The 18,361-nt window shown below is 44.1% G+C and carries 15 protein-coding genes; 4 read left to right on the top strand and 11 right to left on the bottom strand.

Annotated features, from left to right (window positions below):
• Nucleotides 1–2 precede the first annotated feature (2 nt).
• The 3 genes from H6G08_RS09505 (at nucleotide 3) to H6G08_RS09515 (ending at nucleotide 6,041) form a co-directional block, all read left to right on the top strand.
• Entirely contained in the window at nucleotides 3–2,675 is a 2,673-nt protein-coding gene (locus H6G08_RS09505; RefSeq protein ID WP_190540895.1) for a TIGR03960 family B12-binding radical SAM protein, read from the top strand.
• A 548-nt stretch (nucleotides 2,676–3,223) separates the two neighbouring features.
• Nucleotides 3,224–5,368: a ribonuclease E gene (gene rne / locus H6G08_RS09510; protein WP_190540898.1), complete on the top strand. Its 2,145-nt coding sequence runs from the start codon at nucleotides 3,224–3,226 to the stop codon at nucleotides 5,366–5,368.
• A gap of 7 nt (nucleotides 5,369–5,375) precedes the next feature.
• Entirely contained in the window at nucleotides 5,376–6,041 is a 666-nt protein-coding gene (locus tag H6G08_RS09515; RefSeq protein WP_190540901.1) for a ribonuclease HII, read from the top strand.
• A gap of 49 nt (nucleotides 6,042–6,090) precedes the next feature.
• Here H6G08_RS09515 and H6G08_RS09520 read toward each other — a convergent pair whose 3' ends face one another.
• The gene (locus H6G08_RS09520; RefSeq protein ID WP_190540903.1) at nucleotides 6,091–6,678 is read right to left on the bottom strand and encodes a DUF1997 domain-containing protein; all 588 of its coding nucleotides are present in this window, start codon (nucleotides 6,676–6,678) and stop codon (nucleotides 6,091–6,093) included.
• Nucleotides 6,679–7,366: 688 nt separating this feature from the next.
• Between H6G08_RS09520 and pheA the strand changes: the two genes are divergently transcribed.
• Complete coding sequence (gene pheA / locus H6G08_RS09525) at nucleotides 7,367–8,236, top strand: prephenate dehydratase (RefSeq protein WP_190540906.1); 870 nt, start codon at nucleotides 7,367–7,369, stop codon at nucleotides 8,234–8,236.
• 102 nt (nucleotides 8,237–8,338) lie between these two features.
• On the opposite strand, the gene H6G08_RS09530 is transcribed toward pheA, so the two are convergent.
• The 10 genes from H6G08_RS09530 to H6G08_RS37195 form a co-directional block, all read right to left on the bottom strand.
• On the bottom strand, nucleotides 8,339–8,989 hold the full coding sequence (locus H6G08_RS09530; RefSeq protein ID WP_096645619.1) for an LON peptidase substrate-binding domain-containing protein: 651 nt from the start codon (nucleotides 8,987–8,989) through the stop codon (nucleotides 8,339–8,341).
• A 254-nt stretch (nucleotides 8,990–9,243) separates the two neighbouring features.
• Complete coding sequence (gene rpsJ, locus H6G08_RS09535; RefSeq protein WP_010998474.1) at nucleotides 9,244–9,561, bottom strand: 30S ribosomal protein S10; 318 nt, start codon at nucleotides 9,559–9,561, stop codon at nucleotides 9,244–9,246.
• A 154-nt stretch (nucleotides 9,562–9,715) separates the two neighbouring features.
• Entirely contained in the window at nucleotides 9,716–10,945 is a 1,230-nt protein-coding gene (gene tuf, locus H6G08_RS09540; RefSeq protein ID WP_190540909.1) for an elongation factor Tu, read from the bottom strand.
• A gap of 22 nt (nucleotides 10,946–10,967) precedes the next feature.
• The gene (gene fusA, locus H6G08_RS09545; protein WP_190540912.1) at nucleotides 10,968–13,046 is read right to left on the bottom strand and encodes an elongation factor G; all 2,079 of its coding nucleotides are present in this window, start codon (nucleotides 13,044–13,046) and stop codon (nucleotides 10,968–10,970) included.
• Between the two features lie 138 nt (nucleotides 13,047–13,184).
• A complete protein-coding gene (rpsG, locus tag H6G08_RS09550; protein ID WP_190540915.1) occupies nucleotides 13,185–13,655 on the bottom strand; it encodes a 30S ribosomal protein S7 in 471 nt (156 codons plus the stop codon).
• Nucleotides 13,656–14,039: 384 nt separating this feature from the next.
• A complete protein-coding gene (gene rpsL / locus H6G08_RS09555; protein WP_086687982.1) occupies nucleotides 14,040–14,423 on the bottom strand; it encodes a 30S ribosomal protein S12 in 384 nt (127 codons plus the stop codon).
• Nucleotides 14,424–14,544: 121 nt separating this feature from the next.
• Nucleotides 14,545–14,892 (bottom strand): HesB/IscA family protein, encoded by a 348-nt coding sequence (locus H6G08_RS09560; protein ID WP_190540918.1) that lies wholly within the window; start codon nucleotides 14,890–14,892, stop codon nucleotides 14,545–14,547.
• Between the two features lie 228 nt (nucleotides 14,893–15,120).
• Nucleotides 15,121–15,549 (bottom strand): phosphomannose isomerase type II C-terminal cupin domain, encoded by a 429-nt coding sequence (locus tag H6G08_RS09565; protein ID WP_190540921.1) that lies wholly within the window; start codon nucleotides 15,547–15,549, stop codon nucleotides 15,121–15,123.
• A 280-nt stretch (nucleotides 15,550–15,829) separates the two neighbouring features.
• Entirely contained in the window at nucleotides 15,830–17,833 is a 2,004-nt protein-coding gene (locus H6G08_RS09570) for a phosphodiester glycosidase family protein (protein WP_190540924.1), read from the bottom strand.
• A 266-nt stretch (nucleotides 17,834–18,099) separates the two neighbouring features.
• The gene (locus tag H6G08_RS37195) at nucleotides 18,100–18,303 is read right to left on the bottom strand and encodes a hypothetical protein (protein ID WP_190555581.1); all 204 of its coding nucleotides are present in this window, start codon (nucleotides 18,301–18,303) and stop codon (nucleotides 18,100–18,102) included.
• Nucleotides 18,304–18,361 lie beyond the last annotated feature (58 nt).

The following is an 18,361-nucleotide window of genomic DNA, read 5'->3' on the forward strand; positions in this document are numbered from 1 at the left end:
CAGTGGCTGTTGCAGTTGAAAAATTAATCACACCGGATATTTTTAAGCCAGCGCGTTACTTAGGTAATGAGCGTTTAGCAATACACAAACCTTGGGAAACGGCAACAATACGCTGGGTGCTTACCTATCCAGAAGTATATGAAGTCGGCTCGTCCAACTTAGGACATATCATTCTCTATAACATCTTAAATGCCCAGCCGCGACAGTTATGCGATCGCGCTTACCTACCCGGCCCGGATTTATCAGCGAAACTCCGACAAACAAATACACCGTTATTTGCTGTCGAATCGAAGCGATCGCTGAATGAATTTGATATTTTGGGCTTTAGTCTCAGTTACGAGCTGGGAGCCACCAACATTTTAGAAATGTTGGATTTGGCAGGCATACCCCTAACCTGGCAAGAACGAACAGAGGGCAATTACCCCCTAATTTTTGCCGGTGGGCAGACAGCAACATCCAATCCCGAACCTTACACCGACTTCTTTGACTTTATCGCCCTTGGCGATGGAGAAGAACTATTACCAGAAATTGGCTTAGTTTTAGAAGAAGGTAAACAAGTCGGGTTGAGCCGGAAAGAATTGTTGCTGGACTTAGCTCAAATCCCAGGTGTATATGTACCCCAGTTTTATCAAATGGCAGAGGATGGTTCGGTACATCCGATAGAGCCAAATGTTCCCAAACGCATTTTGCGCCGGGTGGCTACCCCCATCCCGGCTTATTCCATTGGGCTAGTCCCCTACGTCGAGACAGTACACGATCGCCTAACCATTGAAATTCGCCGGGGTTGCACTCGTGGTTGTCGCTTTTGTCAACCAGGAATGCTCACCCGTCCCGCCAGAGATGTCGCCCCCGAAAAAGTCGTCGAAGCCATTGAAGCGGGAATGCGGGCGACAGGTTACAATGAATTTTCCTTGCTCTCCCTGAGCTGTTCTGATTATTTAGCCCTCCCAGCCGTGGGGATGGAAATTAAAAATCGGTTAAAAAATGAAAATATTACCCTCTCTCTCCCTAGCCAAAGGGTAGATAGATTTGACGAAAATATTGCCAATATCCTGGGCGGTACCAGACAAGGCGGGCTAACCTTTGCCCCAGAAGCGGGAACCCAGAGAATGCGAGATATTGTCAATAAAGGACTGACCAATGAAGAATTGCTCAGAGGGGTAAAAACAGCTTGGGAAAATGGCTGGGATAAAATCAAGTTGTACTTTATGATTGGTTTACCGGGTGAAACCGATGCCGATGTCGTCGGTATTGCCGAAACCGTCAGCTGGTTACAGCGTGAATGTCGAGGACAAGGTAGAAGACCGCTCAACTTTAATATTACGATTTCTAACTTTACACCCAAACCCCATACCCCCTTCCAATGGCACTCAGTGGCGACAGCAGAATTTGCCCGCAAACAGCAGCTATTGCGGCAAGAATTTCGCCGGATTAGAGGAGTCAAGCTAAACTTTACTGATATCCGGATTTCTGCAATGGAAGACTTTATAGGCAGAGGCGATCGCTCTTTAGGCAAAGTCCTCCGCCGCGCGTGGGAGTTAGGAGCAGGAATGGATTCTTGGTATGACAGTGTAGATAAAGCTTTTGCCGCTTGGGGGGAAGCGATCGCCGAAGCAGGTCTAGACTGGAAATACCGTCAAGTAGAACAGGGTGAATGGAACCTGTTTCATCAACAAGACAATCAATTAGAGAAGGCGGCAACGCTAAAAGACAACGACAAGGAAAATTCCCTGTCAGCAACTTCCACCGTTTCCCCTTCCCAGACAACCGCCCTTGATGTACCCTTACCTTGGGATCACATTGATACCGGAATTGATAAAAAGTGGCTGAAAGAAGATTTACAACGCGCCCTAGAAGCCGCAATTGTTCCAGACTGTTCTTTTGATGGCTGTTCTCATTGCGGTGTCTGTGGCACCGATTTTGGTCACAATATCGTCATCGAGCCACCGCCCATCCCGGAATTTGCTGGTGAGTTTGTGCCTAATACTACTAAAGTCCAACGCTTGCGCGTCTGGTTTGGCAAGCAAGGCGACATGGCTTTAGTCAGCCACTTAGATTTACTCCGCCTGTTCGATCGCGTGGTGCGCCGCGCTGGTTTACCCATAGCCTTTACTGGCGGGTTTCATCCCTCTCCGCGTATTTCCGTAGCTAATGCCTTAGCTTTGGGAGTAACAAGCAATGGTGAAATAGTAGATTTTGAATTAACGCAGTTAATGGCAGTGGAAACTTTCCGCGAACATTTAACTCAAGAATTACCCAAAGACATCCCTATATACGATGTCCAACAAGTGGATTTAAAAGCTCCTTCAGCTAGTCAAGCAATTGTCGCCGCAGAATATTTCATTACTGTGTCTACAATGACAGAAGTTACGCCTAGTCAATGGCAAAACTGGATTGAGCAAATTCAAGCTCAAACCGAAATTACTTACGAGCAAACCAGCAAATCTGGGAAAACACAGGTAGTAAATCTGCGCGATCGCTTATTTGCACTGGAATTGATTGCTAGCGACAACAGCCCCACCGAGTCTACAGCCAAACTACGTTATTTAGGCAGCTGTCGTCCTGATGGCGTGTCGTTGCGTCCCGAACAAATTCTATTTATGTTAGAAATAGTAACAGGCTCAGAATTTGTTCTGTTGCACATCCAGCGCAATCGGCTAGTTTTAGGTATATAATCCGTCAAGGGTAACTGGCTAGTAGTTGCCCTAACTTGGTACATCGTGGGAATTGATTTTTGGCAAGGTTGCGTTAGAATGGGATGAAGAGAAATTTTCTGGCGCTGCATTGAATCAGCTGATTCACTACCCGATTCAGGGTCAAAAGCAAAAATATTAGAGTGCAACTTCTAGGATAGTATCCCGGAAAAACTGAGGCAGGTTAAAGAACACTCTCTCTATAGCTACTTAGTGAATTAGTCATTAATAACAGGCTCGTCGGCAACTCTTCCTCCATGCTTTTAAAACAACTGCTGAATACCTAATACTTCAACGTTAAAGGTATAGCATCAAAAATCAACCATAGATGGTTGATTCAATTGCTTAAACATATGCAGCCTTTTTGGAATAATAGCGCGTGGAAACGCCATCACACCTTCCCTAGCTCTTTAACTCAGAGCTTAGATTCACAAATTTTATTACCAGCAGCACCTTTTAAGGATTGCAGGGGCGAGAGGCATAATAAACCTCCTTTACCAGTTAGTGCTGCAAATTTTTGAGGAAATTGAATGCCAAAGCAAATTATTATCGCGGAACAGCATCAAATCGCGGCTGTCTTTTCGGAAGATCAAATACAAGAACTGGTGGTAGCCACAGGTCATCACCAAATTGGTGATATCTACCTGGGTGTAGTCGAAAATGTATTACCAGGTATTGATGCAGCCTTTGTGAATATTGGCGATCCAGAACGTAACGGTTTTATTCATGTTACTGATTTGGGGCCTTTAAAGCTCAAGCGTACCGCCGCCGCCATTACAGAATTATTAGCACCACAACAAAAAGTACTGGTGCAAGTGATGAAAGAGCCAACGGGAACCAAAGGCCCCAGGCTCACTGGTAACATTACCTTACCGGGGCGTTATGTAGTGCTGATGCCCTATGGTAGAGGTGTCAACTTATCGCGGCGAATTAAAAGTGAAAGCGAACGTAACCGTTTGCGCGCACTAGCAATTTTAATTAAACCTGCGGGAATGGGCTTACTAGTCCGCACAGAAGCAGAAGGTAAACCAGAAGAAGCAATCATTGAAGATTTAGAAGTATTGCAGAAACAGTGGGAAGCAATTCAACAAGAAGCTCAATCTACCCGCGCGCCAGCCTTACTGAATCGAGATGATGACTTTATTCAACGTGTCCTGCGGGATATGTACGGTGCAGATGTGAATCGGATTGTTGTCGATTCCAGTACCGGTTTGAAGCGAGTCAAACAGTATTTGCAAAACTGGAGCGGGGGTCAAACACCGCAGGGATTGTTAATCGATCACCATCGCGATCGCTCGCCAATTTTAGAATACTTCCGCATTAATGCTGCTATTAGAGAAGCCCTCAAACCAAGAGTAGACTTACCTTCTGGGGGATACATCATCATTCAGCCTACTGAGGCATTAACAGTTATAGATGTTAACTCCGGCTCCTTTACACGTTCTGCTACAGCTAGAGAAACAGTGTTGTGGACAAACTGTGAAGCCGCCACAGAAATTGCCCGCCAAATGCGTCTACGTAATATTGCTGGGGTAATTGTAGTCGATTTCATTGATATGGAATCGCGCCGCGACCAATTGCAAGTTCTGGAACACTTTAATAAAGCCCTGAAAGCAGATAAAGCGCGCCCGCAAATCGCCCAACTCACCGAGTTAGGTTTGGTCGAACTTACCCGGAAACGCCAAGGTCAAAATATTTACGAACTATTTGGTGAAACTTGTTCCCACTGCGGTGGTTTAGGGCATACAGTGCGTCTCCCTGGAGAAAGCGAAAGCAGAATGCCGACACCCCCAGCAGAAATTCCCGATCGCTTTGTCTTACCCCATAGAGAGCCAAGAGAAGCAAGAGAACCCAGAGAAATCCGCGAAACCAGAGAAATCCGCGAAACCAGAGAACCACGGCTACCAGTAGCCCGGATTCCCGAACCCAGGGAAACATACGATGGCTTTGGCGAACCATTTGATACAGACTCAGACTTAAGTGCCCTGAATCTGATGAATCATCCCAGCTATCAAGAAATGAGCGATCGCGATAAGCGCCGCACCCGTACTCGTCGCAGTCGCATTGGTATCGGTACTCCCAATGGCAAAGATGAACCCAGAGTAATTAACAGTCCACTCACTTATAGTAGCGAAGCCGACTTAGATCTTGATGCTGATAACGAACTAGCAACAACATCAGAGATACCTGCACCTACCCTCAACAAACAAAGTTGGGGCGAACGTGGAGAACGGACAAAAATTACCAAAGTCGAGCCAGTCAAACCAGTGGTAGAACCACCGGAAATTAGGACTGTAGAAATGACCATAGAAGAGCAGGATGTTTTCGCTTTAATGGGTATTTCGCCTTTGGTGAAATTAGAGCGGGAAGTCAAAAATCCCAAATCTGTGATTATCAACATTGTCCAACCCGGACAAGCGCCAACTGCATCCCCCGAACCAGTTTTAGAGCCAATTCCTGCTCCCCAGAAAACTAAAACTGAAGTTAGCGCCGTTAAATTAGCTGCACCACCAGTTGAAGTTGAACCACAACCTGTTTTACCCCAACCAGTCATCGAACCATCAGGATTTACTGACATTGCTGATGAAGGGGAAGTAACTACTTCCACCGCCAGCCGTCGCCGTCGTCGCCGTTCTTCCGCCACTGACGGCAGTAGCTCCACCGAAGAAAGTTAATCTAAGTATGGTGAAAACCAGACAAGCTGCTGCAGATATTTGCTCCGTACCATCCCCCAGCACATTCAATTGGCTGGAGTTATCTGACTTTTCAGGTACTTCAGCCATAGCGGGTGTAGATGAAGTGGGGCGAGGGGCATTATTTGGCCCTGTAGTTGCAGCAGCAGTGTTACTACCTGCTGATGCTTTGCCGGAACTGATCGCAGCTAAAATTAACGATAGTAAAAAGCTGTCTAGTTCCCGCAGAGCGCAACTAGCAAAGCAAATTTGTACCCTAGCAATAGACTGGAAAATTGGCTTCGCTGCCACTGCGGAAATCGATCGCCTAAATATTTTGCAAGCTACATTGTTGGCAATGAAGCGGGCTGTGCTGAAATTGAAGGTACAGCCTGCTTTGTGCTTAATTGATGGTAATCAGGCAATCAAAGACTTATTGCTACCACAACAAACAATCGTTAAGGGAGATGAGCGATCGCTAAATATAGCCGCAGCTAGTATAGTGGCTAAAGTTTGGCGTGACGATTTGGTGCTGCGTCTAGCATCCAAATACCCCATGTACGACCTCACAAGTAACAAGGGTTATGGTAGCCAAAAACATTTACTAGCTCTGCAAAAATACGGCCCTTCGCCCCTGCACCGCAAATCTTTTCGTCCTTGTCAAATCTCGTGCTGAAGAACCATTGTGTTCTTCGGCTTGCTGATTGGGAATAGGGAAAAGACGTTTATTCCGGATTGAGAATTGGTAATTCTCCAGTGCGATCGCTCAGTCCTTGTTCTTTTGTTTGTACACTCACCCAACGGCGATAATCTGCCAAAAGTTGATGTAGCAATCTTTGCTTCACAGTCAACAGCACACTCTTGAGTAAACCATTACCAGTAGCTTCTAAAATTGGTTTAGGAGTAAAACAAAATGGTGGTGGTAGCTCTACCTGTACTGCTAAATCCGCTTTGCCTTGTAGGCGAGTTTCTGTATTGTGTTGTAATGGAGAGAGATAGCCTTTCAAATTTAGTGCAAAGCGTTGATTAATATAGTCAACACCCAGAATTTCACAACCTACAGAACGTAAATAAAGAGTTCCCTGAGAATCTGCCCATACTCTCATGTCTACAGTAGGTTGAATACTGAGTGACATAAAACTTAAAGGACGCATTTTCAAACGAAATACTTCTTCAGAAATTTGCTGAATGCGATTATTATCTACCAACGCATAAACTAGTCGCTGGGGTTGACGCAAGTAGTGCTGAATGGGAATAGGCTGCTTGGGAACAACTATTTCCACCGATTGAGAAGCAGTAAACTGGGTCGTCATGGGTAGTTATATATAATTTGTCATTTAATCTTTTTAGTTCTTTAAAAAAATTAAATTGACTGGTAAAAAGTTTAAACTTATTTGATTATAAAAATAATTGTTGCTCAAAAACTATCGCCTATGGGTAAAAACTTGATAATCTGATTACTAACTTTAGATAGAAAAATATATGCGTAGTCATTGAAATTAATGATTGACAAAAGAGAGAAACTATGTAAAGCCTGATAATTAATGAATAGTAAAATTACTCATTAATTCAGTGCAAGATTAAATCACAGGTTAAGAATTATCTATTTCTAGAAAATAGTTTTGGCAACCTAATTTACCCTTAGTAAAAATCCTTACTCTCGGCAAGTATTTTATGGGTAGTAAGAGTTGAGCAAATAAAATTCATCCTCAGTAGTTTTCAGTCACAAATAATATATGTAGCACTATTCCCAGCTATTCAAAATGAACTATAACATCGATGTTGAGCATTTTTTGTCAATGTGTAATTCATATTAACTACTGACAAATTACAATTGAATTTCGGGAACTCTAAAAAATAAATTATTCCATTCAAGTCGTTGACTGTTGACGTTTTACAGTTAACAGTCAACCGTTAACAATGACTTCGGGAATATTTTTTTAGTTGCAAGTCCCTTCTCAGTCTATTTCTCACTTTAAATCGCATTTTACAGCTAAAAACATGACATTATCCATCGCACATTTAGGCCCGCCAGGTACTTACGCAGAGCAAGCAGCTGTTATTTATGCTAACTGGTTAAAGCAAAATACAGGAATTGAAGCTACTTTATGTCCTTATCCTAGCATTGCCCAATCACTCCAAGCTGTTGCCCAAGGAAATACTCAATTAACAGTTGTACCGGTAGAAAATTCCATTGAAGGTAGCGTCACCATGACAATGGATGCGCTGTGGATGTTGGATAGTTTGCGAATTCAGTTAGCGTTGATATTACCAATTACTCATACTTTAATTTCTTGCGCTACTAGTTTAGATGAAATCAAAACTGTTTATTCACACCCACAAGCTTTAGCACAATGTCAAGGATGGTTAGAGCAGTTTCTCCCAAACGTACAGTTAATTCCTAGCAATTCGACCACCGAAGCATTAAAGTTACTTAAAGAAGATACTACATCAGCTGCGATCGCATCTATGAGAGCAGCTGAACTATACAATCTCCCCACATTAGCTACAGGTATCAACGATCGTCCAGAAAATTGCACGCGCTTTTGGGTAATCAGTCAAGGTGAAACAGACAATTCATACCACAAATCTTCAGCCAGTCGGACTCATACATCCCTGGCTTTTAGTTTACCTGCTAATCTACCCGGCGCACTTGTCAAACCTTTGCAGATATTTGCACAATTAGACATCAATCTCAGTCGGATTGAATCTCGTCCCACAAAGCGATCGCTGGGAGAATATTTATTTTTCATGGATTTAGAAGCAGATGCGGATACACCGAAAATGCAATCTGCTTTAGCAGAATTAAACAGCTACACAGAAATTCTGAAAATTTTTGGTAGCTATAATATTCTGCCAATAGAAATTTAACATGGGGCATGGGGCATGGGGCATTGATTATTTTTACACGCCATACCTTGATGAAGTCTTCCTCATCGCCCTGATTCAGCAATGCTATGGTTTGCTATTGCTCTATAACTTTTGGTTAAATGTGTCTTTGAGAACAGTCCGTGCTGCTAAATGATTTCTGGTAGAAGTTAAGATTTCCGATTCCCGTTCTAGACGAGCAGCAGTATCTCGCATTTCTAACAATGATTGCTGTTCTGCGGCTACCCCATAAAGGTTACTAGCTACCCAATAAGATAATTCTGTGGGTAAATCGGGGACATCTTCGGGTAATTCAATATTTTGTTCTGTTAACTTAGCGGAAAGACGCACAACATCACGCAGCAGTTGTTCAACTTCAGATGCTAAAGGCCGTAAATCTTTGGTTGGTGCTTGATCTTCAATCCACTCAACTAACGCTACGCGGTAAGGTTTTTCGCGCACATATTCTAAAATACGGAATCTTTGCTGACCTAAAGTTAACATCTTCATCCGGTCATCTGGCAGTCGCTGGTAATGAATAATTTCTGCACAGCAACCAACATTAGCAATGGTTCCTTTGACTGGATCGACCATTAAAACGCCAAACCTGCGATCGCTTTCCAAAATCGTGTTCATCATGATTCGGTAGCGAAATTCAAATATGTGCAGAGGTAATGGTCTGCTGGGAAAAAGAACTACATCAGGCAACGGGAACACAGGTAGTTCGCGAACTGCAATTCTAGATGAGGATGTCATAGTTACTTTGGTATAAAGTTAATCTCTAAGATTTAAAGTACTCTGCTTCTCCCGTAATTTGTTTTTATTCTATCATTTGTTTTGAATGCTAATTAAAAAGCCCTGAGGTAGATTACATCAGGGCAATGTCAATGTGAATACAAGGGTCATTGGTCATTGGTCATTTGTCAACGGTCAAGGTTAATGACTCCGGACTATGGACTTTGGACTATAGACTTTTGACTATGGACTTTTGACTATGGACTAATAACTAATTAAAGCTTAACTTCGATATCTACACCTGATGGTAAATCCAACTTCATCAGCGCATCAATTGTTTTAGAAGAAGGTTGATAGATATCAATGATCCGGCGATGGGTGCGAGTTTCAAAATGTTCTCGGGAATCTTTATCTACGTGAGGCGATCGCAATACACAATAGATCTTACGTTTTGTCGGCAAAGGAATAGGCCCAATAGCTGTGGCGTTGGTGCGGTTAGCGGTGTCTACAATCTTCTCGCAAGATGTATCCAATAAGCGACGATCAAAAGCTTGTAAGCGGATTCTAATTTTCTGCTGCTGTAGAGTTGCCATCTTTAGTTTTCTAGGTTCTGGTTAGTTAAGTTACTAGAAAGAACTGGAGACTGGGATTCCCAATTGCCAATCCTTTCAACAAAGGGAAGAGAAAGGAGCAGAGAATGATTGTGCTATCTCTGCTCCTTTTTAATGAGAGCTACAAACGGTGTTGCTATTTGAGAATCTTAGAAACAACACCTGCACCGATGGTACGACCACCTTCACGAATCGCAAAGCGCATCCCTTGCTCAATCGCGATTGGGTTGATCAATTCTACAGTCATTTTGATGCGATCGCCTGGCATGACCATTTCTGCCGCAGCACCTTCATCGGAGGTAAAAGCTGTGATGGTGCCGGTTACATCAGTTGTCCGTACATAGAACTGGGGACGGTAGCCAGGGAAAAATGGAGTTTTCCGGCCGCCTTCAGAGTCTTTGAGAACGTATACTTCACCTTCAAATTGAGTGTGAGGTGTAATTGAACCGGGTTTAGCTAGCACCATACCGCGTTCAATATCTGTCTTTTGGATACCACGTAGGAGTACACCTGCGTTATCCCCAGCCATACCTTCTTCGAGACTCTTCTTGAACATCTCGATCCCGGTGACGGTGGTGTTACGGGTGTCTTTAATACCCACTAACTCGACAGGATCACCGACTTTCACTTTACCGCGTTCAATCCGGCCAGTAGCAACTGTACCACGACCTGTGATGGAGAATACGTCTTCTACCGCCATCAAGAAAGGCTTGTCTACATCGCGCTCAGGAGTAGGAATGTAGGAGTCTACAGCATCCATCAGGGCGTAGATTTTATCTACCCAGGGGTTTTCACCACGTTGGGTCTTAGGATTCTTGGTCATTGCTTCTAAAGCTTGCAGACCAGAACCTCTAATAATGGGGATGTCATCACCGGGGAAATCGTAGCTGGAAAGCAATTCCCGCAATTCTAATTCCACTAGTTCCAACAGTTCTTCGTCTTCCATCATGTCTTCTTTGTTCAAGAAGACAACCAAGCTGGGAACCCCTACTTGTTTTGCTAACAGGATGTGTTCGCGGGTTTGGGGCATAGGGCCATCGGTAGCAGCTACTACCAGAATGGCTCCATCCATTTGTGCCGCACCAGTGATCATGTTTTTCACATAGTCAGCGTGTCCGGGACAGTCTACGTGAGCATAGTGGCGATTGGTGGTTTCATACTCAACGTGAGCTGTGTTGATCGTGATACCCCGGGCCTTTTCTTCGGGTGCGTTGTCGATTTGGTCGTAGCCTTTAGCTACTGCTTGGCCCAGGGCTGCCAAGGTCATGGTGATAGCTGCTGTTAATGTTGTTTTACCGTGGTCAACGTGGCCAACAGTACCGATGTTAACGTGGGGTTTATTCCGTTCAAACTTTGCGCGTGCCATGAATGCTCGTTTCCTTTTTTAATTAAGCGTTCCCTTTGCTTTTAGCGATGATTGCCTCAGCCACGTTGCGAGGCACTTCTTCGTAGTGGCTAAACTCCATTGAGAAGATGCCCCGACCCTGGGTTTTAGACCGGATATCGGTGGCGTAGCCAAACATTTCTGCTAATGGGACTTTAGCAGTCACTTTAGCAAGACCTTGCTCAGATCCCATACCCTCAATTTGTCCGCGACGGGAATTGAGGTCACCCATGACATCGCCCAGGAAGTTCTCTGGAACTTCGACTTCGACTTTCATCATAGGCTCTAAGAGGACAGGCGAAGCTTTGGTTACTGCTTCTTTCAACGCCATAGATCCGGCGATTTTGAAAGCCATTTCTGAAGAGTCTACATCATGGTAAGAGCCATCTACCAATGTAGCTTTTACATCAATGAGCGGATACCCAGCTAAAATACCAGATTCGCAGCATTCTTTCATTCCTTGCTCTGCAGGGCCGATGTACTCTTTCGGTACGACACCACCGACAATTTTAGAAACAAATTCAAAGCCGCTTCCTGGTTCGCCTGGTTCCAAATCGATCACTACGTGACCGTATTGACCCTTACCACCACTTTGGCGGATAAATTTACCTTCGATTTTGGAGACTGCTTTACGAATTGTTTCGCGGTAAGCTACTTGGGGCGCACCCACATTTGCTTCCACTTTAAATTCACGTAACATCCGGTCTACCAGAATTTCCAGGTGTAGCTCTCCCATCCCTGCAATCACTGTTTGGTTGGTTTCAGGATCGACGTGGACGCGGAAGGTCGGGTCTTCTTCTGAAAGCGATTGCAGTGCCTTGGATAATTTATCCATGTCATTCTTGGTTTTGGGTTCAACCGCCACCGAGATTACAGGCTCAGGGATGAATAAAGATTCCAGAATTACTGGCGCGCCTTCATCAGTAATGGTGTCTCCTGTTAGGGTATCTTTCAAACCCAACGCTGCACCTAGATCGCCAGCCCGCATTTCTTCGACATCTTGTCGTTCATCCGCTTTCAAAATTACGAGGCGGGAGATCCGTTCTTTCTTATTCTTGGTCGCGTTAAGAATGTAACTACCTTTCTTCAGGACACCTGAATAAACGCGCACGAAGGTTAGGCGACCGTATGGGTCAGCCATAATCTTGAATGCCAGAGCTGATAAAGGTTCGTTATCATCAGCACGACGCTCAACGGTATCGCCGTTGGGTAATGTACCTTGAATTGCGGGGACATCAATTGGTGCTGGTAGGTAATCTACAACCGCATCCAGCATCAGCTGTACGCCTTTATTTTTGAAGGCTGAACCGCACAGCACAGGCACAATTGTACCCGCGATGGTTCCTTTGCGCAGAGCAGCTTGGATTTCCGCTTCTGTAAGTTCTTCACCCTCGAAGTACTTATTCATCAAATCGTCATCGGTTTCTGATACTGCTTCGATGAGTTTGGTGCGGTATTCTGCTGCTTGCTCTTGCAATTCGGCGGGAATTTCAGTTTCCTGAATATCTGTTCCCTGATCGTTGTTGTAAATATAGGCACGCATCCGTACCAGGTCAACGATACCTTTAAAGTCGGTTTCGCTACCAATTGGTAATTGAATGGCGATGGCGTTAGCTCGCAAGCGATCGCGCATTTGCTCGTGAACTCTATAGAAGTTCGCGCCTGTACGATCCATCTTGTTGATAAAGGCGATGCGCGGTACTTTATAGCGATCTGCTTGTCGCCATACTGTTTCTGACTGGGGTTGTACGCCACCTACAGAACAGAACACGGCGATTACACCATCCAACACACGCATGGAGCGTTCAACTTCAATTGTGAAGTCAACGTGACCTGGAGTATCGATAATGTTTATTTGATGATCTTTCCAGCTGGTACTGATAGCTGCTGCGGTGATGGTAATTCCTCTTTCCCGCTCTTGCTCCATCCAGTCTGTGACGGCGGTTCCTTCATGGACTTCGCCAATCTTATGAATTATCCCAGAGTAAAACAATATTCTCTCTGTTGTTGTTGTCTTGCCCGCATCTATATGCGCCGCAATGCCGATATTGCGTACTCTCTCTAGCGGGATCGTGCGTGCCACAGTAGCCTCCTATAGTTTTCGCCTCATGATATCTTGTATATTACTCTTTGTTAAGATTCTATACTTTTACGGAAAACCGTCTTTTTTTTGAAACCCGCGATATATCGTTACCATATAAACGATATACCGCTTTTGGATTTAGTAACGATAATGAGCAAAGGCTTTGTTGGCTTCTGCCATGCGGTGTGTTTCTTCCCGCTTACGAATAGCATTTCCGGTTTCGTTGGCTGCATCCATTAACTCATTGGCTAATTTGCCAGCCATTGTGCGTCCGGGTCGAGAACGAGAAAATTGTACCAGCCAACGTAGTGCTAGGGTAGTACCCCGTTCGGAACGCACTTCCATTGGTACTTGGTATGTAGCGCCACCTACTCGGCGGGCTTTGACTTCTACTAAAGGCGTTGCATTGCGCACTGCTCTTTCAAAGGTTTCTAACGCTGGATTACCAGTACGTTCTTCAATAGTTTTCATTGCATCATAAACGATGCGTGCCGCTAGTGATTTTTTTCCATGACGCATTACGCGCCGCATCATCATGCTAACTAGGCGACTATTATAAACTGAGTCAGGCGGAACTGGGCGCCTTTGACTAACACCACGACGAGACATACTTCACCCTTAATTCGGTTTTGGCAACGAAATTATATGCTATCAGACACCGGAAACTAAAAGCGGTACGAACCGCCGCTCAAACTTCCTGAATTTTTCTTTTACAGATGCAGCCAGGTCAACCTAATTCACTTGTTACCCGACTTCAGATAAACAAGGCGACAACAGTAATAAACCTTAATATCTAGATTAAAGCGTTGCTGTCACTTTACTTTAGATTCTGGTCAAAAGTTCTGACACTTGCTCGCTTAGTGCAAAACTTGATTTGTTGACACAGACAAAAGAAGTATAACTAATGCTGCGGCGAATGCCTTTTTTTGTTCGGTGCGTCTTTTGAAACCAGACGATTAATCGTATATTTTGATGCGATTAACCGCCTAGTTACTATTTTTTCGCTTCTTTGGGACGCTTGGTTCCATATTTGGAACGTCCTTGCTTGCGGTCTTTGACCCCTGCTGTATCTAAGGTGCCACGGATAATATGGTATCTCACGCCTGGGAGATCCTTAACCCGACCACCGCGAATCATCACAACAGAGTGTTCTTGGAGGTTGTGACCGATACCTGGAATGTAAGCTGTGACTTCAAATCCAGATGTTAGCCTGACTCTTGCCACTTTCCGGAGGGCTGAGTTAGGCTTTTTAGGAGTAGTCGTGTATACTCTGGTACATACGCCCCGGCGTTGGGGGCATTGCTTCAGAGCGGGAGACTTGGTTTTCTGACGCGCTTTTTCGCGTTCATTACGTATGAGCTGCTGTATAGTTGGCATGAGTTACAGCGCGTGAAGCTGCTTAGGGTCTAAGTTTTAACAAATCCTAATTATAACTTTTTTTAGGATTTCATGTCAATTGGTATTTTTGAGGGATTTTTGGGTCTGGGAATGTTCTGAATTATTGATTGTTGACTATAGATTCTGGATTCATTTCAAAAGAATTTCCACAACCACAAATAGCGATCGCCTGAGGATTTTGGAAGCGAAAGCCCCCACCCATTAGATCTTCTGAATAATCTACTGTTAATTCATTAATATATTTTAAACTATCGGCATCGATAACTGAGGGAATGCCATTGAGGTCAAAAGTGCGATCGCTAACTTTGACAGTTTCATCAAAAGACAAATCGTAAAACCAGCCAGAACAACCACCAGACTTAATTGTTAATCGAAATAAAACATTTTGTGGCTGTTTTAATTTTAGCCGCCTGATTTCACTGGCAGCTGCGGGACTCAACTGAATCATAGAATTTATTTTGAGACATTTTCAACCCGATCTTTAGAGTATTACAGAATGGGGCATGGGGCATGGGGCATTGGGCATTGGGCATGGGGCATTGGGCATTGGGCATGGGGCATTGAGAGAAAAGGACTATTGCCTTCTTAACAACTGACAACTGACAACTGACCATAACGCAAAATCCCACCCGACAAGCAGATGGGATGAGTGGAAATAATTTTAATTTAAGACAATTTAACGGCTTGGTTCGCCAGTACGGGCGTAATCATCTTGATAGCGGATAATGTCGTCTTCACCCAGGTACTCGCCATTTTGGACTTCTATTAAAACCAAGGGAATCACACCAGGGTTTTCTAGACGGTGGGCTGTACACTGAGGTACATAGGTAGATTGATTATTGGTTAATAAAATTTCGCGATCGCCGCACAATACCCTAGCTGTACCACAGACAACAATCCAGTGTTCGCTGCGGTGATGGTGCATTTGCAGGCTGAGGCGGTGTCCTGGCTTAACTTCAATGCGTTTAATTTTATATCCTCGTCCTTCTTCCAACACTGTGAAAGAACCCCAAGGGCGTAATTCTGTAGCTGCAACGCCTCTAGAAGTCACAGATGAAGGTAAAGGAAGAGTGTTAGTTTGGGTTGTTTCGGAAATTTGAACCATAGTAACCTCATTTAAAGACATTAAAAACCGTCTGTACTCTAAGAACTATTGATGAGAACTCTGGTGTTACCTTGTAGTTGCGAACATCAAGAATTGAGTCGTACCTTGCCTACCATAACAAAGAGAAAAATATAGTGCAGGAAATGTGTTGAGTAGGCAGAGAGGGGACAAGGGGGACAAGGAAGACAAGGGGGACAAGGGAGACAATTGTAAAGACGCGATTAATCGCGTCTCTACCCAATGCCCAATGCCCCATGCCCCATGCCCAATGCCCAATTCCTTACTTTTGTTCCAAGAAAATACCAATGCCGTTGTGAACGCGGGCAGCAGTATTAGGGGAACGGTCAAGCAATTGCCCACCTAGATAAAGACTGGTGGAACTGCCACCGTCTAAATTGAGGGCATCTACACAACCTAGAAGTTGCATGAGTTGAGCATGTTCCGCTAAAGTTGGGCCGGGGCCGCCTGCACGGTTGTGTGTGGCTGTAATCATCAATTGACCTGTACTATTGGTACAGATACCACTGCGAATTGCTTTTTCCGTAATAAAGGCATCGCTAAATTTTTCGGCTTTAGCATCGAGGACAATTTGACGATTTTTGATGAGTAGCGGCCCAGCACCGATAATGTTGGGATAACGACTAAATTCACTAGAAATTGTGGTGCTAGTAATGTTTAGTGCGGTACCTATTGGTAATTGGGCAGCCGTATTGACAGCGTTACCTCGAAAAACAAGCAGGTAGCCATCAGGGGGAATAGGAAAGCTTGTTTGCCCAGCTTTACCACCCGGTAATTGAGTGATAACTTGCTCTTTCTGGACTGTCAAGATGATTTCGTTATCTGAAAGGGGGGTGTAAAACTGTCCCCAAAGGCTGGTGTAACGGGCTATACCAGTTTGAATATAGGCACTGTTAAGGAATAATATCGGCGATCGCAGATTATTCGCTGTTGTTAATGTTTCTTGTAAGGTGAGGCGATCGAAGTAAAATTCTCCGGCATCGTTCCAAGCGATCGCACCTCGGTTTAATATCGGCCCGGATATCCATTGACCATTTTGGCGAATTGCACCTAAAGGTAAGCGATTATTGCGGTTAAAGTAACCAGCATTAATCGCAGCTGCGGCTGAATATCTCGGTGCTATTTGCATTAAAGGGGCAGTTCCCTCCACTGCATTAGGATTACTGCGAATCGGTTTGAGGGTTAGCCCAAAGGCGCGGGGATTAATTTCTAGCCAAACAACTGGAAAGCGTTCTTTTCCTAAATTAACTATCTGCTGTCGCCAGCGTAATCCCCTAGCCCAAGTAATATCTTTTGCTACTAGTGCATCCGGTCGCACATCAACGATCAGGCGATTAGGATTAGCAACAGTAGTAATTCTGGGTGACATCCCAAAAGGAATGCTCAAACTAATGACTGTTTGATTGTTGACTACCTCTACTTGTTGAATCAAAGGTTCTGGTGCAGGTAATAACTGTTTAAGCAGATTTGGTACTGGTGCTGGTAAAGGCGCTGGTAAAGGAACTGGTGGTATAGGAGTATACTTTTGTATTAAAGCCGGGTCAGCTATTCCATCGATAGTAATTTTCCAGATGCGATTGGGGATTTTGCTTGGTTTAGCAGTTGGCGTATCTGGATCTTGAGGACTTTTGACGGGTAACTCTTGTCTAACTTGCCAAGGTGCGGGACGATCGAGATTGACAGTCAACCGCTCGCCAAAATTTTCTCGAGTTTGTGAAATTTCTCTGACATTGGCAGATGGAGTAGAAATCACCAAAATGTTGCCATTGGCTTGGATTTGCCATCCTGCTGTCTGCACTAAATTTGTAATTTCTAAATAGCGGTATCCTCTTTGCAGCCAAGCATTTAAAGAAATTGGGGTGTTACTGGGTGAAAACCAATCTATTGGTTGTTCGACAGGATTGTTAGTATTTAATAAATCCACTCCGATTAATTGCCGGAGTACACCGTCACTGATGTAAATTGTCGGTTGATCTGCGTTTCCCGGACGCTGTAACCAAGCGCCTGCAACAGTCCGACCATTAAGGGAAATTTGATTGCCATAGATGATACCCCAAGCTCCGGGTATTGTAGAAACCTCTGGTTTTACATTTGGTGCGGGGATATTGCTTGTCGGTAACTCTTGGGCCCTGGTAAGACTGGTAGTATATAAACACAGTGCTGTGACAACTACAGGTGAGATATAAGTCAGAAACCATCTGCTATGACCCTGGTTGACAATAGCGTGACTGTATTTTTGGCGATCGCAATTCGGCATTTTTAACATTATTTACGAGATACTTGGAAAAGTGTTCACCCAAGATATAGGTTCACTTATGATGCAGAATTATTAAACAATCACGAGCTGAGTTGGAAATAAAAGTGATAGTATATATAATGGCTCGTTATCTCTTGTAGACGAAAATAACCATTTCTTCATAAAACTACTGCAACTCAGTGTTTTAACTGGCACTTTCAGCAGCCCAAGACAATCGTCATGGTAATTAATGCTGGATTGAATTATTCCCTCCTCACCGATGTTTGCTACTGTTGCTACTTGAGTGAGGTATAGCTAGTAGTGACGCCAGTGGCAATCAATAAAATCAACAAAAATTTTAGATACCAAGAGCAATATTTAGGAAGTGTCAAATGGGCATATAGTGGAATAGGCTGAATTTTCTGACTGTATTCAGGTAACTTCAGCAACTTTGCTGTCAGGTTGGTAATAACTACCTTTACCTGAAAAATCACTGTCATCGGGAAAAGAATTGAGAAAACACTTAGCTTCACGATATAAATATAAAGCTAATAGTTG

It is taken from the genome of Calothrix anomala FACHB-343, from assembly GCF_014696435.1.
GTDB classification, from domain to species: domain Bacteria; phylum Cyanobacteriota; class Cyanobacteriia; order Cyanobacteriales; family Nostocaceae; genus Aulosira; species Aulosira anomala_A.

What these genes read in the sequence shown, in the direction of transcription:
- rpsL (WP_086687982.1), bottom strand. Translation starts at nt 14,423, where the DNA reads ATGCCAACTATACAGCAGCTCATACGTAATGAACGCGAAAAAGCGCGT.
- H6G08_RS09515 (WP_190540901.1), top strand. Translation starts at nt 5,376, where the DNA reads ATGGTGAAAACCAGACAAGCTGCTGCAGATATTTGCTCCGTACCATCC.
- rpsG (WP_190540915.1), bottom strand. Translation starts at nt 13,655, where the DNA reads ATGTCTCGTCGTGGTGTTAGTCAAAGGCGCCCAGTTCCGCCTGACTCA.
- rpsJ (WP_010998474.1), bottom strand. Translation starts at nt 9,561, where the DNA reads ATGGCAACTCTACAGCAGCAGAAAATTAGAATCCGCTTACAAGCTTTT.
- pheA (WP_190540906.1), top strand. Translation starts at nt 7,367, where the DNA reads ATGACATTATCCATCGCACATTTAGGCCCGCCAGGTACTTACGCAGAG.
- H6G08_RS09520 (WP_190540903.1), bottom strand. Translation starts at nt 6,678, where the DNA reads ATGACGACCCAGTTTACTGCTTCTCAATCGGTGGAAATAGTTGTTCCC.
- rne (WP_190540898.1), top strand. Translation starts at nt 3,224, where the DNA reads ATGCCAAAGCAAATTATTATCGCGGAACAGCATCAAATCGCGGCTGTC.
- H6G08_RS09530 (WP_096645619.1), bottom strand. Translation starts at nt 8,989, where the DNA reads ATGACATCCTCATCTAGAATTGCAGTTCGCGAACTACCTGTGTTCCCG.
- tuf (WP_190540909.1), bottom strand. Translation starts at nt 10,945, where the DNA reads ATGGCACGCGCAAAGTTTGAACGGAATAAACCCCACGTTAACATCGGT.
- H6G08_RS37195 (WP_190555581.1), bottom strand. Translation starts at nt 18,303, where the DNA reads ATGACAGTGATTTTTCAGGTAAAGGTAGTTATTACCAACCTGACAGCA.
- H6G08_RS09570 (WP_190540924.1), bottom strand. Translation starts at nt 17,833, where the DNA reads ATGTTAAAAATGCCGAATTGCGATCGCCAAAAATACAGTCACGCTATT.
- H6G08_RS09560 (WP_190540918.1), bottom strand. Translation starts at nt 14,892, where the DNA reads ATGATTCAGTTGAGTCCCGCAGCTGCCAGTGAAATCAGGCGGCTAAAA.
- H6G08_RS09565 (WP_190540921.1), bottom strand. Translation starts at nt 15,549, where the DNA reads ATGGTTCAAATTTCCGAAACAACCCAAACTAACACTCTTCCTTTACCT.